The organism is Microcoleus sp. FACHB-831, assembly GCF_014695585.1.
In the GTDB taxonomy this organism is placed as follows: Bacteria; Cyanobacteriota; Cyanobacteriia; order Cyanobacteriales; family FACHB-T130; genus FACHB-831.
Genome location: NZ_JACJON010000040.1, coordinates 163,287 through 189,080 on the forward strand (window position 1 = coordinate 163,287; position 25,794 = coordinate 189,080).

Annotated in this window: 25 protein-coding genes; 15 read left to right on the top strand and 10 right to left on the bottom strand. The window is 45.6% G+C overall.

Annotation, left to right across the window (positions count from 1 at the left end):
- Positions 1 to 298: 298 nt before the first annotated feature.
- A complete protein-coding gene (gene acnB / locus H6F77_RS10970; RefSeq protein ID WP_190488272.1) occupies positions 299 to 2,908 on the top strand; it encodes a bifunctional aconitate hydratase 2/2-methylisocitrate dehydratase in 2,610 nt (869 codons plus the stop codon).
- Between the two features lie 223 nt (positions 2,909 to 3,131).
- Here acnB and H6F77_RS10975 read toward each other — a convergent pair whose 3' ends face one another.
- Positions 3,132 to 3,365 (bottom strand): Nif11-like leader peptide family natural product precursor, encoded by a 234-nt coding sequence (locus H6F77_RS10975; RefSeq protein WP_190488274.1) that lies wholly within the window; start codon positions 3,363 to 3,365, stop codon positions 3,132 to 3,134.
- A 273-nt stretch (positions 3,366 to 3,638) separates the two neighbouring features.
- Between H6F77_RS10975 and H6F77_RS10980 the strand changes: the two genes are divergently transcribed.
- Both H6F77_RS10980 and H6F77_RS10985 read left to right on the top strand, forming a co-directional pair.
- Entirely contained in the window at positions 3,639 to 4,007 is a 369-nt protein-coding gene (locus tag H6F77_RS10980) for a hypothetical protein (RefSeq protein WP_242022050.1), read from the top strand.
- Between the two features lie 191 nt (positions 4,008 to 4,198).
- Entirely contained in the window at positions 4,199 to 4,858 is a 660-nt protein-coding gene (locus H6F77_RS10985) for a Coq4 family protein (protein WP_190488278.1), read from the top strand.
- A 523-nt stretch (positions 4,859 to 5,381) separates the two neighbouring features.
- Here the strand turns inward: H6F77_RS10985 and H6F77_RS10990 are convergent.
- Positions 5,382 to 5,600 carry a hypothetical protein gene (locus H6F77_RS10990; protein ID WP_190488280.1) on the bottom strand — a complete coding sequence of 73 codons (219 nt, stop codon included), beginning with the start codon at positions 5,598 to 5,600 and terminating at the stop codon, positions 5,382 to 5,384.
- A gap of 309 nt (positions 5,601 to 5,909) precedes the next feature.
- Between H6F77_RS10990 and H6F77_RS10995 the strand changes: the two genes are divergently transcribed.
- Positions 5,910 to 6,305, top strand: coding sequence for a phosphomannose isomerase type II C-terminal cupin domain (locus tag H6F77_RS10995; protein ID WP_190488283.1), 396 nt, complete (start codon positions 5,910 to 5,912; stop codon positions 6,303 to 6,305).
- A 308-nt stretch (positions 6,306 to 6,613) separates the two neighbouring features.
- Positions 6,614 to 7,462, top strand: coding sequence for a DUF4388 domain-containing protein (locus tag H6F77_RS11000; RefSeq protein WP_190488285.1), 849 nt, complete (start codon positions 6,614 to 6,616; stop codon positions 7,460 to 7,462).
- Between the two features lie 39 nt (positions 7,463 to 7,501).
- Here H6F77_RS11000 and H6F77_RS11005 read toward each other — a convergent pair whose 3' ends face one another.
- Complete coding sequence (locus H6F77_RS11005; RefSeq protein ID WP_190488287.1) at positions 7,502 to 7,852, bottom strand: hypothetical protein; 351 nt, start codon at positions 7,850 to 7,852, stop codon at positions 7,502 to 7,504.
- A 191-nt stretch (positions 7,853 to 8,043) separates the two neighbouring features.
- Between H6F77_RS11005 and H6F77_RS11010 the strand changes: the two genes are divergently transcribed.
- Positions 8,044 to 8,973, top strand: coding sequence for a DMT family transporter (locus tag H6F77_RS11010; RefSeq protein ID WP_190488289.1), 930 nt, complete (start codon positions 8,044 to 8,046; stop codon positions 8,971 to 8,973).
- Positions 8,974 to 9,152: 179 nt separating this feature from the next.
- The gene (locus H6F77_RS11015; protein WP_190488291.1) at positions 9,153 to 9,818 is read left to right on the top strand and encodes a hypothetical protein; all 666 of its coding nucleotides are present in this window, start codon (positions 9,153 to 9,155) and stop codon (positions 9,816 to 9,818) included.
- 187 nt (positions 9,819 to 10,005) lie between these two features.
- On the opposite strand, the gene H6F77_RS11020 is transcribed toward H6F77_RS11015, so the two are convergent.
- Entirely contained in the window at positions 10,006 to 10,923 is a 918-nt protein-coding gene (locus H6F77_RS11020) for a LysR family transcriptional regulator (protein ID WP_190488293.1), read from the bottom strand.
- A gap of 399 nt (positions 10,924 to 11,322) precedes the next feature.
- On the opposite strand from H6F77_RS11020, the gene H6F77_RS11025 reads away from it, so the two are divergent.
- Positions 11,323 to 11,604 (top strand): hypothetical protein, encoded by a 282-nt coding sequence (locus tag H6F77_RS11025; protein ID WP_199321270.1) that lies wholly within the window; start codon positions 11,323 to 11,325, stop codon positions 11,602 to 11,604.
- A gap of 354 nt (positions 11,605 to 11,958) precedes the next feature.
- Here H6F77_RS11025 and H6F77_RS11030 read toward each other — a convergent pair whose 3' ends face one another.
- Positions 11,959 to 12,624: a class I SAM-dependent methyltransferase gene (locus tag H6F77_RS11030; RefSeq protein WP_190488296.1), complete on the bottom strand. Its 666-nt coding sequence runs from the start codon at positions 12,622 to 12,624 to the stop codon at positions 11,959 to 11,961.
- A gap of 74 nt (positions 12,625 to 12,698) precedes the next feature.
- On the opposite strand from H6F77_RS11030, the gene H6F77_RS11035 reads away from it, so the two are divergent.
- Entirely contained in the window at positions 12,699 to 13,118 is a 420-nt protein-coding gene (locus H6F77_RS11035) for a hypothetical protein (RefSeq protein ID WP_190488298.1), read from the top strand.
- A 111-nt stretch (positions 13,119 to 13,229) separates the two neighbouring features.
- Positions 13,230 to 14,000 carry a coiled-coil domain-containing protein gene (locus H6F77_RS11040; protein WP_190488300.1) on the top strand — a complete coding sequence of 257 codons (771 nt, stop codon included), beginning with the start codon at positions 13,230 to 13,232 and terminating at the stop codon, positions 13,998 to 14,000.
- Positions 14,001 to 14,065: 65 nt separating this feature from the next.
- Here the strand turns inward: H6F77_RS11040 and tftA are convergent, their stop codons facing one another.
- Positions 14,066 to 15,403 carry a hormogonium tapered terminus morphoprotein TftA gene (gene tftA / locus H6F77_RS11045; protein WP_190488301.1) on the bottom strand — a complete coding sequence of 446 codons (1,338 nt, stop codon included), beginning with the start codon at positions 15,401 to 15,403 and terminating at the stop codon, positions 14,066 to 14,068.
- A 618-nt stretch (positions 15,404 to 16,021) separates the two neighbouring features.
- Between tftA and H6F77_RS11050 the strand changes: the two genes are divergently transcribed.
- Together H6F77_RS11050 and dnaG are read left to right on the top strand one after the other, a co-directional pair.
- Entirely contained in the window at positions 16,022 to 16,759 is a 738-nt protein-coding gene (locus tag H6F77_RS11050) for a PEP-CTERM sorting domain-containing protein (protein ID WP_190488303.1), read from the top strand.
- A gap of 131 nt (positions 16,760 to 16,890) precedes the next feature.
- Positions 16,891 to 18,816 carry a DNA primase gene (gene dnaG / locus H6F77_RS11055; protein WP_190488305.1) on the top strand — a complete coding sequence of 642 codons (1,926 nt, stop codon included), beginning with the start codon at positions 16,891 to 16,893 and terminating at the stop codon, positions 18,814 to 18,816.
- Between the two features lie 91 nt (positions 18,817 to 18,907).
- Here the strand turns inward: dnaG and H6F77_RS11060 are convergent, their stop codons facing one another.
- Entirely contained in the window at positions 18,908 to 19,417 is a 510-nt protein-coding gene (locus H6F77_RS11060; protein ID WP_190488307.1) for a pentapeptide repeat-containing protein, read from the bottom strand.
- 14 nt (positions 19,418 to 19,431) lie between these two features.
- Between H6F77_RS11060 and H6F77_RS11065 the strand changes: the two genes are divergently transcribed.
- On the top strand, positions 19,432 to 19,965 hold the full coding sequence (locus H6F77_RS11065) for a YraN family protein (RefSeq protein ID WP_190488309.1): 534 nt from the start codon (positions 19,432 to 19,434) through the stop codon (positions 19,963 to 19,965).
- A 56-nt stretch (positions 19,966 to 20,021) separates the two neighbouring features.
- Here the strand turns inward: H6F77_RS11065 and H6F77_RS11070 are convergent, their stop codons facing one another.
- Entirely contained in the window at positions 20,022 to 20,411 is a 390-nt protein-coding gene (locus H6F77_RS11070; RefSeq protein WP_190488311.1) for a hypothetical protein, read from the bottom strand.
- A 262-nt stretch (positions 20,412 to 20,673) separates the two neighbouring features.
- Between H6F77_RS11070 and queA the strand changes: the two genes are divergently transcribed.
- Both queA and H6F77_RS11080 read left to right on the top strand, forming a co-directional pair.
- The gene (queA, locus tag H6F77_RS11075) at positions 20,674 to 22,041 is read left to right on the top strand and encodes a tRNA preQ1(34) S-adenosylmethionine ribosyltransferase-isomerase QueA (RefSeq protein WP_190488313.1); all 1,368 of its coding nucleotides are present in this window, start codon (positions 20,674 to 20,676) and stop codon (positions 22,039 to 22,041) included.
- A gap of 75 nt (positions 22,042 to 22,116) precedes the next feature.
- Complete coding sequence (locus H6F77_RS11080) at positions 22,117 to 23,541, top strand: tetratricopeptide repeat protein (protein ID WP_190488316.1); 1,425 nt, start codon at positions 22,117 to 22,119, stop codon at positions 23,539 to 23,541.
- An 84-nt stretch (positions 23,542 to 23,625) separates the two neighbouring features.
- Here H6F77_RS11080 and H6F77_RS11085 read toward each other — a convergent pair whose 3' ends face one another.
- Together H6F77_RS11085 and H6F77_RS11090 are read right to left on the bottom strand one after the other, a co-directional pair.
- The gene (locus tag H6F77_RS11085) at positions 23,626 to 24,339 is read right to left on the bottom strand and encodes a potassium channel family protein (RefSeq protein WP_190488318.1); all 714 of its coding nucleotides are present in this window, start codon (positions 24,337 to 24,339) and stop codon (positions 23,626 to 23,628) included.
- Positions 24,340 to 24,405: 66 nt separating this feature from the next.
- Positions 24,406 to 25,758, bottom strand: a complete 1,353-nt coding sequence (locus H6F77_RS11090) for a TrkH family potassium uptake protein (protein WP_190488320.1) — start codon at positions 25,756 to 25,758, stop codon at positions 24,406 to 24,408.
- Positions 25,759 to 25,794: the final 36 nt, after the last annotated feature.

The window sequence follows — 25,794 nt, forward strand, 5'->3', positions numbered from 1 at the left end:
CTATTCGCCGTGTCATGGATCGCAGATATTCGTATCCCTAGCAACAACGCCACTTTCTAGAATGTAAATAAATGTAAGATAAATGGTCGCGCTTGTTGTTCTAGCACCTGAGATTACACGTCGCTGCGATTGAGACTGCCTACCCGGACAGCAGAATGCATAACGGCTACTCTTTTGTCTGGGGTTAGAAGCGGCGCTAACTGCTAAAAACAGTACAGCAATATTACCCAAGGGATTGGGAATATTTAGATTAAACGAACGAACAATTCTGCTGATGTCATTTGTGGAGAACGCTGAAATGCTTGAATCTTATCGTCAACACGTCGCCGAACGTGCGTCGGCTGGAATTCCCCCCCTACCTTTAGATGCCCAGCAGACATCGCAACTGTGCGAATTGCTAAAAAATCCGCCCGCAGGTGAAGAAGAAACATTATTGGCATTGTTGCGCGATCGCGTTTCCCCAGGAGTCGATCCCGCCGCATATGTAAAAGCTGGATTTCTGACTGCGATCGCTAAAGGCGAAACCACCAGCCCCCTAATTTCACCTACCTACGCCATCGAGTTGCTAGGAACAATGGTAGGCGGCTACAACGTGCAATCGTTGATAGATTTGCTCAAATCTGACGATGAAACATTGGCATCAGCGGCGACAACTGCGTTAAGCAAAATCATGCTGGTATACGATGCCTTCAACGATGTAGACGAATTAGCCAAAACTAACGCCCACGCGAAGCAAGTAATGGAGTCTTGGGCGGCGGCTGATTGGTTCACCTCTCGCCCCACCTTGCCGCAAACCATTACCGTGACGGTGTTTAAGGTTCCGGGAGAGACGAACACAGACGATTTATCCCCCGCACAACACGCCACAACACGCCCGGATATTCCCTTACACGCCTTGGCAATGCTGGAATCCAAGCAACCGGGAAGCATAGAAACCATTGCTGAGTTGAAGAAAAAAGGTCATCCCGTCGCTTATGTAGGGGATGTGGTGGGGACTGGTTCATCGCGCAAATCTGCGATTAACTCAGTTTTGTGGCATATTGGCAACGACATACCCTTCGTGCCGAACAAAAGGGCAGGGGGATATATATTAGGGAGTGCGATCGCGCCCATCTTCTTCAACACCGCAGAAGATGCAGGTGCTTTGCCCATCCAGTGCGATGTCACGAAGATGGAAACGGGAATGGTAATCACCATCCATCCATATAAAGGAGAAATTACCAACGAAGCAGGCGAAGTAATATCCACCTTCAGCCTCAAACCCGACACCATCATCGATGAAGTACGCGCAGGCGGACGCATCCCCCTACTTATCGGACGCAGCCTCACAGATAAAAGCCGAGTTGCCCTTGGCTTAGAAGCTACCCCCCTCTTCATCCGTCCTCGCCCACCCATCGACACGGGCAAAGGCTACAGCTTGGCACAAAAAATGGTCGGCAAAGCTTGCGGCTTAGCGGGTGTTCGTCCCGGTACTTCGTGCGAACCGATTATGACAACTGTCGGTTCCCAAGATACCACAGGCCCGATGACGCGGGATGAACTAACAGAACTCGCCTGTCTGGGTTTCAGTTCTGACTTGGTGATGCAGAGTTTCTGTCACACCGCAGCTTATCCCAAGCCAGTTGATATCAAAACTCACAAAGAATTGCCGGACTTCATGGCGCAGCGCGGCGGCGTCGCTTTGCGTCCCGGCGATGGCATTATCCACTCTTGGCTGAACAGAATGTTGCTACCGGATACGGTAGGAACTGGCGGCGATTCGCACACTCGTTTCCCCTTGGGAATATCCTTCCCAGCAGGTTCAGGTTTAGTTGCATTTGCTGCTGCTTTGGGTGTAATGCCTTTGGATATGCCCGAATCAGTTTTAGTGCGGTTCACAGGTGAATTGCAACCCGGTATCACGCTGCGGGATATCGTAAATGCGATTCCTTATGTTGCCATCCAAAAAGGTCTTTTGACTGTCGAGAAACAGAACAAGAAAAACATCTTTTCTGGGCGAATCATGGAAATTGAAGGCTTGCCAGATTTGAAAGTTGAGCAAGCTTTTGAATTTACCGATGCTAGTGCTGAACGTTCTTGTGCAGGTAGCACAATTAAACTCAGTATGGAGACAGTTTCCGAGTATCTACGTTCCAACGTTGCGCTGATGAAAAACATGGCAGCACGGGGCTATGCCGATGCGCGTACCATTATGCGCCGCGTCGCGAAAATGGAGGAATGGTTAGCGAATCCTGTATTAATGGAAGCTGACGCAGATGCGGAATATGCAGAAATAATTGAAATCGATTTGAACGATATCAAGGAACCGATTGTTGCTGCACCGAATGACCCCGATAATGTTAAGTTGCTGTCTGAGGTTGAGAATGACCCCGTGCAGGAAGTATTCGTCGGTTCTTGCATGACTAATATCGGTCACTATCGCGCCACTGCGAAGGTGTTGGAAGGCGAATCAGCAGTTAAAACTCGCCTATGGATTTGTCCCCCAACGCGAATGGATGAACATCAACTAAAAGAAGAAGGTGTTTATGGCGTATTTGATACCGCAGGTGCGCGTACAGAGATGCCGGGATGCAGTCTCTGCATGGGCAATCAAGCGCGTGTAAAGGATGCAACGACGGTGTTTTCTACTTCTACTCGCAACTTCAACAACCGCATGGGTAAAGATGCGCGAGTTTATCTTGGTTCGGCTGAATTAGCGGCGGTTTGTGCGATGTTAGGTCGGATTCCCACAGTGCAAGAATATATGGACATTGTGGCGAAGAAGATCCAGCCTTTTGCTGGCGATTTGTATCGCTATTTGAACTTCGATCAAATTGCTGGTTTTGAGGATGAAGGCCGCGTGATTTCCTTAGAAGATATGCCCAAGATTGAAGATATTTTGGGTATTCCATCTGGTGCGCTTCGCTAGTACCTATTGGAAGAAACCTAACCCCCCAAACCCTTCCCTCTCCGAAGCGGAGAGGGAAGGGGGAGAGGTCAATAATATACGCGATCGCCCCTAATGGTTATTATTAGAAACTTAGTGCGGGGTACTTACACAAGAGTGCAAAGCGCTACGCGGTACTATGGCGCAACGCTTGCCTCAATATGCTGCAAAAGCTAGACAGATGGCGCGATCGCGCCTGAATGCCCTACATCCAGCGCACAGTCCGCAGCCAAGGCCAAACCCCTGTTTTCCTTCTCATTTTCACCCCTTTACTATGTTCTGTGACTACATCCTTTAACTCCTCAGTTGTAAAGCTGTAGCCCAAATCAGAGGCAACTTCTATAAATTGCTGGGGTTCGTCTGCTGCTTGGAATTTTTCTCTTAAATCCGTATCTTGAGCAGCAGCTTCTAAAAATTGATTAGCACTTTGTTTAGACATCTTTACACTCACCCTTCTTGAATTGCGTCTTGCCTCATTTACGGAAGCATTTTTAGACTATGTTATCTAAAATTCTTTTATAGCTCAATATTGCAAATTACTACGTCCATCAACCTGATGATTTTTATAGAAAACCTCCTTTTCTTAGGGAGTACCTCCTCGTTTCTGCTATTTACAGGTTGGGTGTGGAGAAAAGCCAAGCCTTTTAGCATTCCAAAACCGCTTCCTAGCTGGTTTTATGTCTGGTTCTATATTGTCCTTATAGGGGGGATTGTGCTTCCCCTGCTAGCACTGATTCTGTGGGGAGTGTGGTGGAGTCATCCCAGCGTACTTCAAGCGCTCATTCCCTATTTTGCCATGCTGGGGTTACAAATATTAGCAGAAAGCGTAACTTTGAACCGCTTTCACTCCTGCGTGTGGGTGATGATTCCTTGCTTATACGTCCCTTATCGCATCTGGCAACTGCATACTGCGTTGACGCTCGTGAGTCTTGATAGCGAATTAATATGGGTACAAAGATTGTTACTTGCTGAAATAATTCTTTGGATTTTCAACTACGGCGTACACTTGTCGCAGATACCACGCCTGCTTGGCTGGGAAGTACATCGAAGTAGCGATTTAAATCCACCGACAAATCGGTAAAACCTGCTATGCTAGGCAGCTATAATATCCCTGCGATCGCATAAATTTCTATTGGGAGTATCGCTTAATAGGGAAAGTGATTTTTGTAATAGATATCTTTTAAAATTCATCTCAAAGCTTCGTACCCCTTTGTGTAAAGGTGAACTTCTACAGATGTTTAATAGGCAACCTAGATAATAAAGGAACTAAAAATGGATACTGTCGCAACCGTGAAACAGGAATGGCAGACGCAGGCGCTTGAAATTTTTATGCAGCTTGTAGGCGCTCCTGATGGAGACTTAGGAAAAGTCGGTCGTCTTTCCAATACTATCAACGATGATTACAGCTTAAAACTAATGGTGGAGTTTCTCTCGCGCACTACGCAAGGAAGACGTGCATTTCAGGAGCGTCCGCGCCTGGGTAAAGTCGATCTGCAAGAACTACATCAGTTACCAGAAAATACGCTGGGATATGCTTACTCGCATCACATGATCGAGAACAATTTAACTCCATTCCAACTAGGTGAGACTGAGGATGATTATTCCTTTTTGCTTGTGCATATAGTTGAAACCCATGACATCTGGCACGCAGTCACAGGTTGTGACACGAAAATAATAGGAGAGATCGAGCTACAGGCATTTTATGCTGCACAGCATTATGCTAGTCGTTTCTGGTTGGCACTGCTTGCTAAAAATTTGCTGAAAGCGGCGATCGATGATATTGAAGTCGGCGAACAGTATATGGATGCGCTGACTGGGGGCTGGTTGCGGGGAAAACAAGCGCGTCCCCTGTTTGGCATCGACTGGAAAGCCTTATGGGAAACGCCCCTGGAAAACCTGCGTACTGAGTTTAACCTCAATCGACCGATGTGAGAGGTTTAACTCCCTTATAGGTGCATTGGAAGGGCTTAGACTAGCAATTTTAAAACCTGCACAGTTTATGCTGTATTCCTCCAGTATTACCCCGCAGAGGTGGGCAAATCATAATTTGTCTTGTTAGTTTTAGGCGTTAATTAATTATGTTGTTGTATTTTGTGTATGCAAGATTAATATAAATTTATCTATATAAAAGTAAGTAGGGTGGAAAACCAAATATTGCAAAAAATAGCACAAGTAGGGCTTCTTATGTTTACGCTTTAAAAAAACTAGGCGCGATCGCACCTATGCACAATCGTCAAATTTAAACTAGGCGGGTGAAAATCGGGCATTAGCGAGATGTTTATAAACTTGTAATTACTATCGCAGGCGGGTTTAACAAGGCCCGATATATCAGAAAAAGATTATCTCAAGATTGTCTGGATATTAAAATTTGCTTATTACTTAGAAGAAACCTGCCTTGATGCGATAGAAGCGGCTATTAAGTAGGAAAAAGTATTCTTATCTTGAAATTAAAGGTCTATAAGACGGCAGAAATTTCATCTACCATCTTGAGCCTTCCTCTACGCACAGCATGAAGTAGACGGTCGATTGAGAATGCTTCTTCTGGGCTGAGTGAATCCTGTAACAGTGCAGCCAACAGCCCATAACGGTCAGCTAGGGTAATGCATCTAGTGTAGGCGACAGAGGCAAATAGTTCGGCGATCGCAGCTTGCAGTAGGCAGATTTGAACTTGCATGATTAATACCTGAACTCGATACTTCTAATATGAATCATTTAGCTTTTGTACATTGCGATCGCACCATTGGATGTTAAGTGATAATAGTTGATATTACTTGCGATCGCAGGCATAGTTAAATGTGATCCTATGCTTCCAAATTCGCGATCTCGATCACAACAACAGCCAGCTAGCATACAATTGTAGTAACGCAAAAAATCTGGCCGATTAACTTCAAAGAAGCATTATCAAAGGCGGCGTATCCTACTCCTCGCGATCGCCCGTGCCAGGAAGCCAAACACATATAATCTCAATTAAGGGGATCTAACTATGAGCCAAGATCGCAATAATAACTATCAGTCCGATGCATCCGAAGCTGTGACTGAGGATGGAGAACCTTTGCGGATACGACCTTGGGGCAAAGTAACACTTTTAGAAGAAAGCCCGCGTTACAGGATTAATCGCATAGAGGTCAACCCAGGCCATCACATCAGCACCCAAATGCATTATCATCGCAGCGAACACTGGATTGTAGTCGCGGGCACAGCTAAGGTCATTTGTGATGGAAAGGAGACAACATTGATCCCAAAACAGTCAACCTACGTTCCAATGAACACCCCTCATAGGGTAGAAAATCCAGGCGTAATTCCTCTAGTGATGATTGAAGTACAAAATGGGGAGTACCTTGGGGAGGATGACATTATCCGTTTCCCACACGATTCGTAACACTTAATATCGCCTCATTTGGGCTTTATATCGCGCCTACGACGAGTCTGGCGACAAACGTCAGCGATCGCGATCGCTATAAAAACTAATAGCGATCGCACTATAGTGACTATTTTTTTTTATTAAATAAATACAAGCAGCACATCTTAAAAATAGCTTTCAACGCTTGTAAAGCAGAATTTTTTTACCCCTGCTAGGGCTGCTAGCTTCAGCAAATTGGCTGATGAATAGTTAGCGAATTGGCGGTGGAAGCTGCTGGCTGGTGTAACAGACAATCATTAACATCTAAACAGGAATTTATCCGAAAGATGGTACTCACAGGTTGTTTGACAGAACTATCATTACCAGAAATTTTTTGGTTATTAGAGCAAGGAAGACAAACCGGATTGCTCACCCTTAGCACTACGCAAAAACCTGATACCGATAAGGAAAAGTTTCACTACATCTGGCTGCATCAGGGTCGTATTGTGGCGGCTTCCAACAATCTAGAGTGCCAAGGATTGCTATCAGAGATTGGCCAAAAGGGATGGGCGAGTAAGGAAGTTGCAGATCAAATATGTCAGTTGTGTCCAAGCAATACGCCCATAGGTGATTATCTGAGAGTTGAAGGAGTGCTGAATAGCTTGCAGTTGCAACAGTTGTTTGCACAACAAGTAAAGCAGCCAGTATATGCCTTGTTTGAACTCGCCAACGCCTCATTTAAATTTGAGCCTAAAGCAGCCTTACCCTGGGCAGAAATGACGGGTTTGAGCATAAGTACTGTTGAGGTGACACTACAGGGTTTACGGGCGCTTACCGACTGGAGCCACCTAAAACACAAGTTTTCTGACCTTAATTCTGCCTTGTTGACCAGCCGTAGCAAACCCTCATATTTACAGTTTGAACCCTTGGAGTGGCGAGTTTGGGAATTTGCAGACGGGACGGTTGACTTGGAGGCGATCGCCCGCGCACTAGGACTCCCCTCACAAAAAGTCCAGCAGATTGCTTTCCGACTCATTGTTGTAGGTTTGGCAAAAGAAGTAGAACAAGATATCGTGCCACGAAAACCCCAACCAGCCGAAAAGCAAAATCTGCGCTCCACAGAATCTGCCAAAAATCCTAAACATAGTTCGGCTTTTGTGCAAAACCTAATTACTATCTTGCGACAACAAGCCTAACATTTAAAAATGTGGAAAAGCTATGGCTGCAAACTCAAATCAATGGTTTTCACCCAGTAGTGATTCCCACGCAGATCTTAAGGAGTTGATGTCCGCAACTCTGGCAACTAATATAGTATCGTTCCCAGCATCTTGTAGTCGATCTTTCCAATAGCGGATGTTATCCGAGTTATTCATCCAGAAGTCAACAACAGTAGATACAACTTGGTCTAAATCCCATCCTCCTTTGGGGGGAACCGTGTCAATAGATTCAAGGAAGGCATCAAGGGTACACTTATAAGCTCCCAAGTATTCCACGCCAGTATACGCTCTTTGCTGGATAATTTCCTGCTGATGATTAAAGAAAGATAAAATTGGAGATACACATAGAATAGAAAAGGTGTATTTCATACGCATCCTCCACGATCGTTGGCTGTATTTTAGTGATTAATAGCAAGTTTTAGAAAATAGTATGGTCACATTAGTTACATCCATGACATCCTACTAAAGTCAAATTTTAAAATATTCCCTTCGCAGTAGGATGGTCAAAGAAACTTAAGGCTTGAAAGTTTCTGATAGCGCAGCGGCTGCAAAGAAATTTGATGTTATTGTTAACAAACTTATTAGACTTCTGGATTACAAATTTTAAAGGGGAGCTGGCGGCTGTGAGTGCCGCCTTTTTGTGGGCAATGGGTGCTGTGGTATGGTCGAGGGTAGGTCAGCGCATCCCGCCTCTAGAGCTGAATTTGATTAAGGGGGGAATAGCGATCGCCCTACTCATTCTCACCCTGCTTTTGCAAGGTCAGCTTTTGCCTGATATCAACCCAACTGCACTCTTGTTGTTGATGCTTAGTGGAGTTGTTGGCATTGGTTTTGGAGATACCGCTTATTTTTCAGCTCTTAATTGCTTAGGTGCGCGGAAGACTTTGCTGATAGAAACTCTCGCTCCACCTCTAACAGCAGTGCTAGCATTAATATTCTTACAAGAACAACTAACCTCTGGCGCTTGGTGCGGCATATTGTTAACCATTTTGGGCGTCGCTTGGGTAATAACAGAACGCACCCCAGGCTCAACTGGAGATACAACGCACCAACTGCGAGGAATCGGGTGGGCGCTACTAGCAGCGGCAGGACAAGCAATTGGTGCAGTGCTATCTCGTGCGGCGCTTACTCAGTCGAGTATAAGTTCTTTGTGGAGTACCTTAGTGCGCCTGTCAGCGGGAGAGGTAATATTGTTGTTGTTGATTTTGCTGGGACGGCGGCAAGTTAGCAACTTGCTCAAGCCTTTGCAGTCTTGGAAGTTATTAGGAGCGATCGCTATAACAGCCTTTGCTAGTACCTATCTGGGCATTTGGTTGCAACAAACTTCACTTAAATTCGCGCCTGCGGGGATTGCTCAAACTTTAAGTGCTACCAGCCCTTTGTTTGTGTTGCCAATTGCACTCTGGATGGGTGAAAAGATCGGTTTTAGGGCTATTTTGGGCGTTTTTGTGACGTTGGGTGGGGTGGCGCTGTTGTTTAGCTGGCGTTAAAGTGCAAGCTTTGAGGTAGCGCGCGATCGCAACTTTCTTGAGATAGCATTGCTGAAGCGATACAGTACATCCCCGCTAATTGCACAAGTAGATTAGCTACTTGTTGCAATCAATAGCCTTTACATCTAAAACAGATTATAATAGTCTTTTTCTAAAAAGCGTGGGTGAATAAGATTAAAATGATTAAAAAAATAAAAGCCCAATATCCTTTGACAACCTATATCCTACTAATTGCATCTTTAACAGGTTGTGCAAATAATGGTACGCCAAACAGCAACGGGAAACCAGAGCCAAGGGCAATGGATCAAATGTCGGCTCAATCATCAAATGAGCCTCTTTACCAAGAATCCTCTGTCAGTTCTTCAAATAATCCAATAGACGTAAAAATAAACTTTAATGGAGAGGCAATAAATTCAAAACAAATATATGTAAAGGGTTGGACAAATCTTCCTGCTGGGTTTATTTTCACAGTAGGCGCGTGCAGATATGTTATTAGCGCATCTCAAAAAAGAACTTGTCTGCCAACAGCCAATCCAAAAACCCAGGATGTAATAGTAACCGAAGGCACATTTGAAGCAACTTTTTCAGTTCCTCCAAAAGAAAAAGTTAAGAAAGCTTGGAATAATTTACCCAAAACAAGCAATAGCTTCCAAGACAAAGAAGCAATACCTGAAGACTTTGTTACTCTCGAAGTTATTGGTAATCCAGCAAAACAGAAAGGTGAAATTTTAAAAGTAATAGGGGGCGAAACAGGAATTAATTTAGAAGGCCCACTTTCAAAAACTGTAGAAACTGCTAATCCAAAGATTAGAATAGTTGAAAATCAAGCTAAACTCAAGATGTAGCCGGGAAGTAGGGCAAAGAAAGTATTTATAGCGATTTTCAAGCAGGGCGCAAAATTTTGCACCCTTAGCGATCGCTCGTAGGAATGAAAGCGATAACCGCTCAGAGCTGTTCAAGAGATAGGAGTTCGGGGCAAGGTTAAGCGAGAAGTATTTAATAATAAGCGTTATGCTCTCGCTATGTCTTCCTCTAAACTGCCGTTTTAAGATTGAATTGGGTTGCAGATTTGAGAGTATCTAGAAAGGCAAATACTGCTGGCGTCTGAAGTGCATTTGCCAGAACAGCTACGCCGATTAATCTGTGCAAAGGAACTGGTAAACTGCATATATGCACGCCTTTCGGTACTGGTTCCGCAGCCAAACGAGGTAGAATTGCAGCACCCAAATTTTGTAGAACCATGCTGACTATAGTAGAGTCTTCGTTCATCTCGTAAGTAACGTTTAGGGGGATACCGGAAGCGAGAAAGTGGTTGCGGATAAGAATATGGCAGGCATTATGTACAGACGGACAAATCAATGGATAGCTAGCTAATTGTTCCCAACTAATTTGAGCAATTCTTAATTTAGAAGTTGGTGGTAGCAAAACAACATATTCATCCCGCAGAATTTCCCAAGTTGCAAACTCATTGCCAGTGGGTAGATAGGTGAAACCGATATCAGCATGACCTTCGCGCAAAGCTTGTTCTATACCTACATAATCGTAATGTTCGGCAATAGTGACAGCAATTTCTGGGAAGCGGCTGCGAAACTGCGCGATCGCCGATGGAAGCAAATGAGTCGCCACGCTGCGAAAACAGGCAATTCGCACCATCCCCCCATGCAACCCTTTTTCTAAGTCCGCTTCCTTGTGCATTGCCTCCAGCAGCTCCAGCACTTGCCGCGCATGAGCAATTACTCGCTCCCCAACTGGGGTGAGATTTGCCCCGTGACGCCCGCGCGAGAGCAACACGACTCCCAACTCTTCTTCAAGACTAGCGATCGCGTGGCTCACTGCTGACTGAGAAAGCTGTAAGCGCAACGCCGCCTCGCTGAAGTTGCTGTACTCTGCTACCGCAACTAATGCACGAAGTTGGGAGAGCTTGATCCTGCTGTCATTGATGCCATTCATAGACGTTATGCAAGCAATATGTGAATTATGGCAAAAGCGGTCAGATGTTTTTCATCATCTATCTATCGATTTTATTCATATAACCTATGCAAATAATGCTTTGTTTATCAAATTATTAAAGGTTAGATTGAATTCGTAAGCAAGATTAGGTGTTGCGAGCTAGAAGTTTTAGGACGAGCGATCGCTATTTTCACTGCTATTATTTGCCTGCACATCACCCAATCGGGTGAGTCAATTGGAGGAAGTGAAATCACAATAGCTATCTTAGTGTAAAAGTGTAGCATTCACAACTTATAAGCGATCGCAAGAGTCAAAAACCTTACGATCGTTAGGTCGCTAAACAAAGTCTATGAAGCGCAACTTGAACTTAATTCACCGCCAATTAGGAGGAATTTTTCTATGGAACGTGCAAACTCTTTTGATATAGAAAGGCTAGAAGGGCTTTACGCTCGCAAAGAGCAAAAGTTGAGCCAAACATCAAATTTTAAGTTAACAGTAAATAAAGTTTGGCAGTATTTAATTGACATTTTCACTAAAGAGCCTGAGCTAAAAATTTGGCAGCGCTCCGACCGCAAGGGCAATATCTGGTGGGATGTTTACGATCCTGCTACTGGTCGCTCTGGAACTTTTGGTTCTGAAACTGATATGCTGTCCTGGATTGAATCGCGTTACTACCGATAATTCAAGTGGCACAAACCAATAATTCCAAGCAGCTAAAAAAAGACGCGATCGCCAATGAGCGATCGCGTCTTTTTTAAACCTCTAAAATTTAAAATAATTAGATGATTTTCTATAATTGATTAACCTATTATCTGAAGTTAGGAGAGACTGCCTATTTATCTGTTTATTTAGAAAACTGCAAGACAGATTTTAAAAAATAATATTAACTTAAATCAAGTAAAGAATATCAATTAAAGGTAGCGCGGCATTGCCCACCAAAACTGCTGGTAGCTAGAACAAACGCGATCGCACTCTTCCTTAAGGAAAGAATTAAGTTGCGATCGCTATGCGCTTAAATTTCGCAGGAAAACTGCACTAACGTCGCTTCAGTGCTAGCGTCAATCCATCTGCAATTGGCACTAAACTCAGCGTTACTCGTTCGTCCTGGTGCAATTTGTTATTGAGATTTCGGATAGACTGGGTGCTTTTGTCTCGATCTTGAGAATCTGCAACTCTTCCAGACCACAATACATTATCAATTGCAATCAAACCGCCGGGACGAACTAACTGGAGCGATCGCTCATAATATCCCTCATAATTATTTTTATCGGCATCGATGAAGGCAAAATCAAACGTTCCTGCTTGTCCCTCTGCCAACAATTGATCTAAAGTATCTATTGCTGGTGCTAGCCGCAGATCGATCTTGTCCGCGACCCCAGCCGCTTGCCAATAGCGACGCGCCACAGACGTGTATTCCTCACTGACATCGCAAGCAATAATCTTACCTTCTGGAGGTAGAGCCAGAGCCACGCTGAGCGAGCTATAACCAGTAAAGACGCCCACTTCGAGAGTTGTTGTGGCTCCCATCAGTTGGACTAGCAACGCCATAAATTGCCCTTGTTCCGGCGCAATCTGCATCATCGCGTTGGGAAGATTGGCGGTTTCTTGTCGTAGCTGTCGCAGAATCTCTGGCTCTCGCAAGGAAGCGGATAATAGGTAATCATAGAGCTGGTTGTCGAGGCCAATGGTTTGTTTTGACATAATGGTTTATAAATCTTAGATGCTCACAGCCTATAATATCGCTTTTAGACAGAGGCAAAAGGGAAGGAAATTCTATGGTGCGATTTATTTTAGTAGCTGTAATGCTGGGACTACTCGCCGCTTTTGTGGGAGATATTTGGCCGACCGGACTGATGCCAAGTGGTAAACTGGTGAGATCGGCGATCGCTATCCAAGTGGGCCAAACTCAACAGCAGCTAGCTGAACAATTGAATAATTCTTCCCCCAAGCTGGCGATCGAACATTTGCGAATTAACCAGCAAGAACCGCTGAAAATTCACAACTTACTCACCTACCACGTCCGGGGAACCTACGATTTGACTATTCAGCAGCAAGACAATCGGGTAACTGAACAAAAAAAACCTTTTGATGTCTACTTGCAACGTCAGATAGAGGGTAAAACTTGGCGTCTGCTTCTTCCCCAATCTACGGAAAAAAATGCTAAACCCACTTGGTTGACTTACTTGGTGCGTTAAAAAACTAAAAAATAGCAGTGTGAAACTCTAATAACTATCACAAGCTGTGGCGCGATCGCTGTTATGCCCAGTCAGGATTAAAACACTTCCTTCAAACAACAGTTTACAGCTATGTATTTCAGCTTTATCGGTGTTTGTGTCGGACTTTTAATTTTAGTGCTGGGGAGTTTTGGAATATTGCAATGGTTGCACATACCAGCGGGTAATTTCCTCGATTGGGTAATTGCTGCTGCTAGTTTTTGTTGGCTGTTGGTAATTGTGACGGTTCCTTGGAATATTCACTTTGACGCTAAGGAAGTGATAGCAGAAGCAGCGCTTTCGGCTGATAAGGGAATTGCAGTTGATGAAAAGCAAGTTAAGTATGCGAAAGTTGTAGCCAATCGTTCATTTTGGGTAGCGATCGCACTTCATATCCTTTCTACTATTGGACTTTACACCCTCGCCGCAACTGGCGTCAGTTCTGTAGGATATGTTAGTTCTGGTGCAGCTTTACTATTAACTGCTTTGCGTCCAGCCGTGCGAACTTACGAATATTTAGCAAGACGTTTGGCGATGATTAGGCAAGAATTACAGTATCCCCGCCAAGATATTTGGGAACTGCGTAACCGCTTTGATAATCTGGAGTTGGCGGTTAAGCAACTAGAAGCGCAAATGAACGCTGAAGAGCCTTATTCTTTCGTTGCTACTCAACAGCGATCTGGGGAAGAAACTCGTAAAGAATTAGCGCGGTTGAGTGCAGTTATAGAACAATTGGAAGCAACTAATAAGGCTGAACACCAGCAACTATCGAGAGAAGCCAAAAATGCGATCGCGCAACTTTCAACCGATGGGCAATTTCTCGACCACGTTCGCGAAATTATTCGGTTTTTCAAAACTGCTTAATTGCTCATAGTTGATGGTTCATTGTTAATTGCTATGAGCAATGAACCATCAACTATGAACAAATATCAAAGTAATCCCGATGCCTCATAAAGGCGTCTGACAGTCGCTAGAATTCTACTACCGTACTTTAAATCTGCCGCCCAGCGTCCGCTTAGCTGATCCACTAAGGGAGCTACACCCCTCGTAACAAAGCGAAAACGTGGATCGACCAATTCCTGCACCAAAGGCTCTAAACTGGCGTAGGCTTTTAAGTGTTGAATGTGCGCCCTCACGCCAATTCTCGCACTAGGAAACGACGCCCCTTCAGAACCGCCACCGACTGTTCCTAAACTGGCAAAGTTATTTTGGCTAGGACTGATATCGCTGCCAAAACGCAGAAAGCCCGTCTCAACACACATTTGGCAGAAGGCAACATCATGGTTTACGCCCTCAATAGCTGCTTCTTCGCGGTAGAGTTTGGGTAGATCGGGGAACTGAGCAAGGGCATTTTCGTTATTGGCTTTCACGAACATCATCAGCTGCACTTCTGAGGCGTTGCCATTTGTCATAATTTTGTCAATCTGACCGACGCAAACTGGCAAAATCGAGCGCAAGGACACGGTGCGGCTGTTATTGTCCCAACCGATAGAAATATTAAAGTCGCGTAATTCAATAGCTTTGACATAGACTACGCCCCGATACTGTACGCGGCGGACGTTGGGGGCGTTGGTCAAATTAACTCCCAGTCTGTCTACTAAGTCTATGGGGATGTAAGCGTTGCTATTAATGAGAACGCCTTTTTCGGCGTAAGTCTGGTTGTTGATGTTGATATTGATGGGAGGATAGGTTGTAGTCTGGGGATTTCCGCCGCCGCCGCCGATCGCACGGCTCCAAGCTGCTAGTCCGTCAGCAATTCCTAGTGCTATATCGCGGCGTCGGTTCTGAATTAAAAAGCGATCGTCCGGGTTGGTGAGAAAGCCAACTTCCATCAGCATCGACGGGATGGTGGTGTCGCGACAAAAGGCTAGACGACCGACGCCCGTTGCTGTGTCTGGTTTGGCTCCCCGGCTGGGTAGTTGGGGAACGCGGCGCAGCAAGGCAAGCAGCAGCATTTCGGCTTGACTTTTGCGCTCTGTGTTGTTGGCAATATGGAAGACACAGGCTCCCCTCGTACCTGGGTTGTTGAAGGCATCGGCATGGATTTCGAGGGCGATGTCGCCTGTGCGATCGCGGGCGTTAATCCAGCTAATCGACTGGCGCGAAGTCAGGTTGTCGGGCACGGAGAGAACTTCAAAACCCCGCGATCGCAACTCTGGCAATATTTGATCGCGCAGCAGAATCATCTCTTGGGCTTCTGTCGTCCCTCCCGCGATCGCGCCTGAGTCTCCACCACCGTGTCCTGCTGAAATAAAAATCCGTCCCATTTGAAGTCTTCCCCCCAGCGCTAAAAGCACTCGCTGTCAATCTTCCAGCATAAGGAGTGCGGGGGTGTTTCGGCTAGTCCCTCTCGCTCCTTTACCTTTTTGTACCCCGCCAATCATGTTTGGCAAAGAAAGAAACCAGGATTAAGTTATGTGCCAAACCCAGCTAATTTTTGTTATGCGATCGCGTATCACTAAACACCCATATCTTTTGTAAATCTTGGGTAAAGTTTACTTTTCTTAACCCATTACTTTATATGGAATTTATGCGTAAGCTATGTATCATCTCGGTGGCAAAGTACATCACACTTCTATTGAAGTCACTAGATTCTTCAGGTTGGCGATCGCGGCTGACATTAAAAGCAGAAACCTTTACCAAACATTTACGCACGAGCTATGTATGTTAAGTGAAAATATGGATAAGGCAAGAATTAATTAACCTCAAATTAATTGAGATTAAGAAAGCGATCGGCTATCCGGGCGTATCTACGCGATCGCTTTTTAAGAGTTTTACCCTTAATTTTCATTAACTCAACTTGCACGCCTTGAAAACATTCAAGGCTAGGCTTCGCATTGAGCAAGTACGAAAGTGCGCCGTTTCATTTTTTGGAGATGACTTCTATGACTAGCTTATTCACTAATCGCTCTAATTCAGCCAAACGTGGCCTAACTGGAACGTTACTGACACTAGGTTTATTACTTGCGGGAGGCAGTCAAGCGCTTGCTGGCACAATCAAAGCAACTCTTACAGCAGACAATCATTACGGACTCTACCACGCTCAGGAGAATGGTAGCGGACTAACGTTTGTTGGCAGAAATGAGTTTGGGCCTACTGGCAATCCTGGAGGATTAAACTGGTCTTTGCCTGAAACTTGGACTTTTGATATAAACCCAGCCGACTACCTATACGTTGTAGTTTGGGATGATGCTGCGGTAGCCGAGTCGTGGATTGGTGAGTTTGAGCTACCAGGTGGTGTTTCACTTCTTTCAGACACTACAAATTGGGAATACATAATTGCTAGTGGTCAGAATCCAGGTGATTACGGTAACGTTCCTCAGCTGACGGAACTCGTGCCGGAAATAGCCAACGCTAACTGGACGGCGACGCGGGCAGTGGGGCCAAATGGAACCAGCCCTTGGGGCGTGATTCCTGGCATATCAACGTCCGCCCAATTTTTGAACGTCTCTAATCCCCGAAGTGCTAATTACACGATCTTTAGGACAAAGGCCGCTGTAGAGGTCGAGTCTGTCCCCGAACCATCAGCTGCCTTGACTTTACTGGCGTTTGGTGCAAGTGGCGCAGGTTCGCTGCTGAAGCGCAAGCAGCAACAGAAAGCTATGAATTTTAGCCGCAGCTGAGTGATGAGATAGGGGGGGCGATCGCAGCTACCCCCACAACAACCAAGCGCGATCGCACTGTTCTCCCCCTCGCCTCATGTGCCTGTGTCGTTCCAAAATAGAATTAGAGCGATATGGCATAAAGGCAAGCAATGCAAACTCCCCGCCTGCATCAAGACACCATCGATCGAGTCAAAGAACGGGCTGACATTGTGGATGTCATCTCGGAAAAGGTTGTTCTGCGGAAGCGCGGGAAAGATTTTTTGGGCTTATGTCCCTTCCACGAAGAAAAATCTCCCAGCTTTACCGTCAGTCCCAGCAAGCAGATGTACTACTGTTTTGGCTGTCAAGCTGGGGGAAATGCCATCAAGTTCCTGATGGAAGTAGACAAGCGCCCTTTCGCTGATGTAGTCCTCGATTTAGCGCGGCGTTACCAAGTTTCTGTACAAACTCTGGAACCGGAACAGCAGCAAGAATGGCAGCGCGGGGTAGCACTACGAGATCAGCTGTATGAGATTCTGGCGATCGCAGCAGGATTCTATCAACACGCCCTACGTCAATCTCAAGGACAGCAAGCTTTAGAATATCTCAAAACTCAGCGACATCTGAGCGAAGAAACCATCCAACAGTTTCAGCTAGGCTATGCACCAGTTGGGTGGGAAACCCTTTATAGCTATCTTGTCGAACAGAAAAGTTACTCTGTGCAATTAGTAGAAAAAGCAGGGTTAATTAAACATCGCAAAACGGGTGATGGTTATATAGATCAGTTCCGCGATCGCCTAATTATTCCCATCCGCGATACCCAAGGGCGAGTTATCGGTTTCGGCGGTAGAACTTTAGCTGACGAACAACCTAAATATCTTAACTCTCCCGAAACAGAATTATTTAATAAAGGTAAAACTTTATTTGCACTCGATAAAGCCAAAGATGCAATTAGCAAACAAGATCGGGCGGTAGTAGTCGAGGGATATTTTGATGCGATCGCCCTCCACCAATCTGGCATTACCAACGCAGTCGCTTCCCTCGGTACAGCCTTAAGCTTAGACCAAATTCGTCAACTACTGCGTTACACCGAATCGAAACAAATTGTACTTAACTTTGATGCTGATGCCGCAGGTACAAAAGCAGCAGAAAGGGCGATTGGCGAAGTTGCCGATTTAGCTTACAAAGGACAAGTCCAGTTGCGGATTCTCAACCTTCCAGATGGTAAAGATGCCGACGAATTTCTTACTAAAAGCGATCCTGAGACATATCACCATTTACTAACAACAGCTCCCCTTTGGATAGACTGGCAGATAGAGCAAACATTAGTCAATAAAGACATTAGCCAAGCCGACCAATTTCAACAAGTTACTGGTGAAATAGTCAATTTGCTGCGTAACATTGATAACCAAAGTACGCGCACTCATTATATTAGCCAGTGTGCAGAAAAACTTAGTAAAGGAGATGCACGACTCGTACCCCTGCTAGTAGAAAATCTGAGGACGCAAGTAAAGCGATCGCAACAACCTTTAGCGAAAGGAACCACTAAAACACAGCAGCCGCAATTATTACCAATTGCATCTGAACGAAATCTCTTAGAACAAGCAGAAGCGTTACTACTACGAATATTCCTCCACGCTCCCGAATATCGCCAAGCAGTCGTTGATTCCCTAGAAGAGCGAGATTTGTTATTTTGCCTCTCCCACCATCGATTTTTGTGGCAACAAATTTTAGAACTGCAAGAGAGTCTAACTCCCCATGCTACTTCGGATCTAATCTCACTTTTACAAGATAGATGTGTAGAATTTCCCAACGAACTCGCTTTAATTTCTCATCTGTTTCATCTCGATGAAAAGACACAGCAAGACCTCCTCCGCGCTGAAGCCTTAATTCGCGCAGCAGCGGCGTGTCTGGAAGAGGTGCAATGCGAGAAACATCGGCGTTACTGTCTGGAGCAGTGGCAGAAGTTAGCCTCAACAGATCCAGAGCGATCGCAATATTACTACCACGAGTTTTACAGCGCCCAGCAGAGAATTAAGGAATTAAAGCAGCAACGCCAGTTCAATTTCTTAGAAGTTACTCAAATTGGTTCATAGCTCATTGGCTTTGACTATGAACCACGAAGGCATTTTGGATTAAACGCTGACTTCAAAAGTATTAATCCAAAATCCAAAATCCAAAATCGGGCTACGGACAGCCTAAAGTTTCACGGGTTTCTCGTCCCGTAACTGGATTTTTGCCTTTTGCCACTTTGCACAGAGTTTTTTGCACATCAGGGCGGAGCAAAACATCAGTAAAATCGGCTCCATCAATGATGGCACCTTCAAACTTGGTGTAAACAGCAAAAGCACCTTCTAGAACAGCATTAGTCAAGTTTGCTCTAGTGATGCGTGCTGTGTCTAAAGTAGCGTTGCGGAGATTAGCTCCCTCTAGGTTGGCACTTTCTAAATTAGCGCCAAAGAAACTAACACCCGATAGATCGGTATTGCTCAGGTTACTGCTGCGTAGATTGGCTTTGGTAAAGCTAGCGTCAGTTAGCACCTTACCTGAGAAATCTACACCAACTAGAGATTCTTTGGTGTAATCTTCAGCAAGGGCTGGGGTAGCGATCGCTCCCAAAGCTGTGACACAAACTACTGCGAAGAGCAATAAACTTAGTAAAATTGTCGAAATCCGCTTTCTTGGCCTAAATTTCATCCTACTTCCAGCTGATGGATAACCCTCGTCTATCTGATTATCCCAATATTGGCGTTCTAGGAGAAGATCTTGTTGCACGCCACTTAGAGGCGCAAGGCTGGAAAATTTTGCATCGTCGCTGGCGTTGTGCTTGGGGAGAAATAGACCTGATTGCCCAAAACCTTGATGACTCAAGGCTCCAGACACAAGACTCCAGATTTTTCACCCCGCTGGTGTTTGTGGAGGTCAAAACTCGCAGTCGAGGTAACTGGGATGCGGATGGTCTACTTTCCATCACACCGCAAAAACAAGCCAAACTTTGTAAAGCCGCTCAGTTGTTTTTAGCGTCACGCCCCGATCTTGCCGATCTGCCTTGCCGCTTTGATGTGGCTCTAGTTAGCTGTCACCGACTACCACATCGAAATCTTCAAGATAAAAAGAGTTTAAATTTATCAGCCGCTGAGGAAGCCATAGCTCGTCCACCCGTGATGGTGGGTGAAGCTATTTTCGTAGCTGGATACCGACTTCTTCTGCAAGACTACATCAAAGCCGCCTTCGATAGCGCCTAAAAAAATCAAAAAGTAAAAGAGAAAATTTTTAATGCGTTCTCTTTATTTTCACTTTATTAGGCGAGTGTTTCTGGGCAGTAACCTAATCCCCTAGTGAACTGTAGACGAAATGCCTCAATATCGCTGCGGTCAGGACTGCCATGAGAAACGACGGCTACCTGATAGCGACGCATTACATCAATAGGTGATTGTCCTGTTTCCAAGCTCCAAAGTGCCATTTGCAGCCGAATGGTTGGTTCGTAGGAAATTCCCAACTCGTTCAGGAACGCCCGGAAGTCGCCATCTTGTTGAGGGCTTAAATGTTTGTGCATTTTCACCTTGACTACCCAGCCATCAATCTGATGAATCACCGTTATAAATTTAACGGGTTTCTGAGGCATTGAGTGAAGGAACTCAACTACCCGTAGTGTGAGGCTGGCATTCGCCAGAAAGTAGAGGTAGTCCATATCAGTTGTTTAACTTAAAGTCCAAGCAAATGCTATTCTTCTATTCTCTATCTCGAACGATCCCAGCACTAGGGGAGAACCACTGTTATTCAGTGGGGAGTTATACCCAATTCGCTTTTTTGTAGTTGATTGAAAGTATGAATTTTTTCTGATAAACAATAGTGTCTGCGTCTATAGATTGGTCGAAAGTTAGTGACTTTTGGCAAATCCCCCGCAAAGACAGCCAAATCATACCCAAATAGACCGAATGCGCTCAATCGCCATGAATCAACCCAGCAAAGGTTCCCGTAGCCCTAACAGTCCATCTTCAGAAACACCAGATGCAGACAAGTTGTTAGCTAGCTATGACTACGAACTCCCTTTAGAGCGGATTGCTCAAAACCCAGCAGTTCCCAGAGATAGCTCCCGTTTGCTGGTGGTGGATTCACCCAGTACGGGCGGGGATACCCCACCCTTGCACCGCGTCTTCCGTGACTTACCCGACCTACTACAACCGGGAGATTTGCTCGTTTTGAATAACACTCGCGTCATAAATGCACGGCTGCTAGGACGCAAACCTACTGGCGCACCAGTCGAGGTGTTGCTGCTAGAAGAACGATCGCTTAACTGTTGGCTGGCGTTGGTTAAACCGGGTAGGCGCTTAAAGCCAGGGGCAACTATTTTTTTTGAACCTAGAAAACAGGCGACAGAGGAAAGGGGAATAGAAACTGGGGGATCTTCCCCATCCCCAATTGAAAATCCCATTCCCAGGCAGAGCATGGGAACGAGCAAAATCGAAAATCCCTTAACTGCGACCGTTCTGGCAAGGGATGAGGCGACTGGGGGGCGTTTGTTACAGTTCGATGTGCCAGAGGGGGTTTCCTTAGTTCAGTTGTTGGACGAATACGGTAACGTGCCGCTACCACCTTATATAAATGATTCCCAATCTGAGCAGGAACAGTATCAGACAGTTTATGCGGCATCTCCCGGCGCGATCGCTGCTCCCACTGCTGGATTGCACTTCACACCTACTCTGCTGACTCGCTTGCAGGAACAAGGTATAAACACGGCGTTTGTAACTCTCCACGTGGGTGTGGGTACTTTTCGACCAGTCGAGGTGGAGGACATTACTACCCACCAGATGCACGCGGAGTGGGTGGAACTACCCAAAGAAACCGTAGACCAAATTCACTTAACCAAGTCGAGGGGAGGTAGGGTTATTGCGGTTGGTACTACGGTAGTACGAACGTTGGAGGGTATAGCTCATTCCCTGGCAGAGCCAGGTAAAGAGTCTGGAGTCCGGAGTTTGGAGTCCGGAGTTTCCATTTCCAGGCAGGCAACGAGGTCAAACGACAGCATAGGAGAGGAAGAAGAGTTTATGACTAATGCAGATTCTTCAATGCATAATGTCGAAATTTTAAAGCCGTACTATGGCAAGACAAATTTGTTCATCTATCCAGGGTATGAATGGCAAGTAGTAGATGGGCTGATTACAAATTTCCATTTGCCGCGCTCTAGTTTGCTCATGTTAGTAAGTGCTTTAATAGGGCGGGAACGGCTACTAGCTTTATATCGAGAGGCGATCGCTCACCAATACCGCTTCTATTCCTTTGGTGATGCTATGCTAATCTTGCCAGAAGCGGTTAGCTGACTCCCAAGGAAGGCTAATAGTTAAAGTTATATCGAGGGCTGGACTAATTGCTAATAGCTAGTAGGTCTTCTACCCATGCTTAAAAACCACAAATCAATTCATCTGCTTGCGGCTGCTGTTGTCAGTCTCGGTTTGGCAACTATCTGCGAGACAAAAGCTGGTGCTATACCTGCTTCTTCAAAAGTTAGCGAACAGGGGAAGAATATAAACCTGTCACTCAAGGAAATACCGATTGCGGGAGAAAAAAGACGGCTTTCAAAAGTGAAAAAATCGCCGTCTGTACAAAGCCATACAAAGCAGCTAATTGAGGGTCTATACAGTAGAAATGTAGACGCAGCTTCTTACTTCCAACAGGGTGTAACGCAGTATAACCGGGGAGATTATCAAGGGGCAGAGGTATCTTTAAGAAGAGCGCTGACATACGACCCGAACATTCCTATGGCGTATTACCTGTTAGGAAATGCTCAGGCGCAGCAAGACAAGGTGCAGGCGGCTAGTGCCTCATACCAAACCGCACTTCGACTCGACCCCAGCATGACAGAGGCTTACTATAACTTGGGGTTGTCGTTGTATAGACAAGGACTACCAGAAGCAGCGATCGCGCAGTTTCAACGCTCGCTTGCACTCAATCCCAAACTACCGGAAGCTCACTATAACATCGGCTTGGCATTAGAGGCGCTAAACAGAAGAGATGAAGCGATCGCGGAGTACCAGCAATCGGTTCGCCTAGACCCCAACAATGCCGCAGCACAGTATAACTTAGGGCTGGCACTGGTAAAACAAGAACAGACAGAACCAGCGATCGCTGCCTTTCGGCAAGCAGTCAGGCTCGATCCTAAGCTAGCTGGCGCTCAATATCAGCTCGGATCGCTTTTGTCTTTGCAAAACAGAGTAGAAGAAGCGCAAAAAGCATTAGGAGCAGCTGTCACCCTTGACCCAAATAATGCCGCAGCTCAGTATAATTTGGGCGTGATTTTTACCCAGCAAGGTAATTATTCAGCGGCGGCTAATAGGTTCCGACGGGCGATCGCCCTCAACCCTAACAACGTCTCTGCTTATCGGCAACTAGGCGTAGCGCTCACCGCAGACCGCAATTACAAAGAAGCAGTTACTGCCTTAAAACAAGCAGTACTCCAAGAACCAAGCGACGCGCTGACGCACTATAACTTAGCGGTTGCATTGCATCGAGACAAGAAATTGGATGACGCGATCGCGGAGTACAAGGAGGCCATTCTTCTCAATCCCAACCTAGCCGAAGGATTTTATAACCTCGGCGTAGCGCTTCAGCAGTCCCAGCGCCCAGAGGACGCAACAGCATTTATTGTAGAAGCCAGGAACTTGTTCGCCCAACAGGGTAAAATCCAAAAAACACAAGAGGTAGATAAGGTTTTACAGTTGATTGCCACACCCAATCCTGCTGTAGCTCCTGTGTTGCCTGCGGGCGCACCCTTTGCCCCTCCTAGCCCTACCAAAGACCCGTCTCAAGCACCTACCCCATAATTAAGGCAAAAGGCAAAAGAAAATATATCTTTTGCCTTTTAATTTTTCGCTATTGACTGGTAGGCTTCCCAATGACTTTTTACTTTAGATTGGCAAGCGATTGATGTCTTTATTGGTGCCAATCACAACCATTGCTGAACCCTTGTACAGGCGTCTGTTTGGATCTGGGTTAATCTCAAACTTGCGATCTTGACTCACTGCTAGTAGATTCAGACCGTAGCGGCTGCGGAGTTTGAGTTCGGTGATAGTTTTACCGTCAAATTCTTCAGGAACTAGAATCTCAACAATGCTGTTCTCTGGGTCTAGATCAAACCGGTCTAAAATGCTGGGTTTGGTGAGACTCCGCGCCAAAGCACAACCAGTTTCATGTTCTGGAAACACAACATGATCTGCCCCCACTTTCTTCAAGAGTTTTTCATGGGTTTCGGAAGAAGCTTTGGCAACTAAATGAGGTACGCCGCCTTCCTTTAGATTGAGCGTTGTAATGATACTTTCTTCTAGATAGTTGCCAATAGCGACAATCACGGTATCAAATTCAAAAATTCCTGCCTCTTTGAGGGCTGATATTTCTGTGGAGTCTAATTGCAAGGCGTGGGCAGCTATTCGCTCTGTTAAAACCTGAGCTACTAGCTTTTCATCGTTGTCCACTGCCATCACTTCATAACCCAACTGGTGTAGCGTCGAACACACTGCCCGACCGAAGCGCCCCAAGCCAATGACAGCAAACAGCTTATTGGATGCGTGCGACTTAGGATCGCTGCGTAGACTGCGAAAAAAACTCAAACCAGATAAATTCACGATTTAACTCCCAGCTTAAGCGGAGATAATTGTTTTTTAGACTATCAAGATCTAGGATGGCGATCTCTACCCCACGAGTAGATTTGCCTCCGGATACCGAACCGCAGTCGGTTTGGGATCTCCAAAAATAGCTGACATAAGTAGCAACACGCCTACCCTTCCCAAATACATAGTGAGGACAATAATCAATTTTGCAGGTACAGACATACCCGCGGTGTAGCCAGTCGAAAGTCCTACTGTCGCAAAAGCTGACACTACCTCAAACAAAATTTGGATAAAGTCTCCGCCTGGAGCTTTTAACGCAATCGGATCTGTAAGAGCAATCAAAGTGGTGGAAACGAGTACAAGTATTAGCGAACCCACTACCACGCCAACAGCCTTTAAAATCAGTGCTAGCGGGATTTGGCGATCGTAGCAATGCACCTCTTCTCTACCCTGTAGCACCGCCCTTGTAGAACTGAATAACACCCTGAGCGTTGTGGTTTTTATTCCCCCGCCAGTGCTACCTGGAGAAGCGCCAAGATACATCAGCACAATGGTAATAAACAAGCTAGCCGCGTGCATTCTGGCATAGTCAACAGTGTTAAAACCAGCGGTACGAGGTACGACAGATTGAAACCAAGCTGCCATTATTTTTTCTGGAAAGCTAAGGGGGCCAAAGGTTTCAGGATTGTTGAACTCGATGCACAGAAAAGCCAGAGTACCGAATATCAACAGAAACAAAGTCGTACTTGTAGCAACCTTAAAATTCAGAGAAAAGACAACGCAGACTGGATTTTTAGTTATGCGATCGCGCATCCAGTAATACATTTCCATAATTACTTGATAGCCGATCCCACCAAAAATAATTAAGGTGCTGACGACAAAATTGACCATGGGCGATCGCACATACCCAATCAAATTATCAGAAAACAGACTAAAGCCTGCATTATTAAACGAATTTACACTGTGAAAAATTGCCGACCAAACCCCTGCTTGAAACCCCAGATCCTTTACGAAAACTGGCATTAGCAAAAAAACGCCCGTCAGTTCAAACAGCAGCGTGGTGGCAATAATCGAGCGCAATAATGGAATGGCACCAGCCATCCCCGGCATATCTAAAGATTGTTGCAGGGCGATTTTGTCTTTCAAGCCAAACTTGCGTCCCAGCACCAGCAGCAGGAAAGTTGTCACGCTCATATAGCCCAACCCGCCCACTTGCACCAGAAGAACGATAAACAGCTGCCCCCAAAAAGAATAATACTTTCCGACATCAACAACAGATAAACCCGTGACGCATACAGCAGACGTAGAAGTAAAGAGAGCAGTCACCGGATCGCTCCAACCCCCATTACTCATCGAGATGGGTAGCATGAGCAATATAGTGCCGAAGGTAATAACAGCCAGGAATCCAAAGCAAATAGTTCTAGGGACAGTCATGGACTATGTATGATGAACAAGAGGATTTAACTTGTC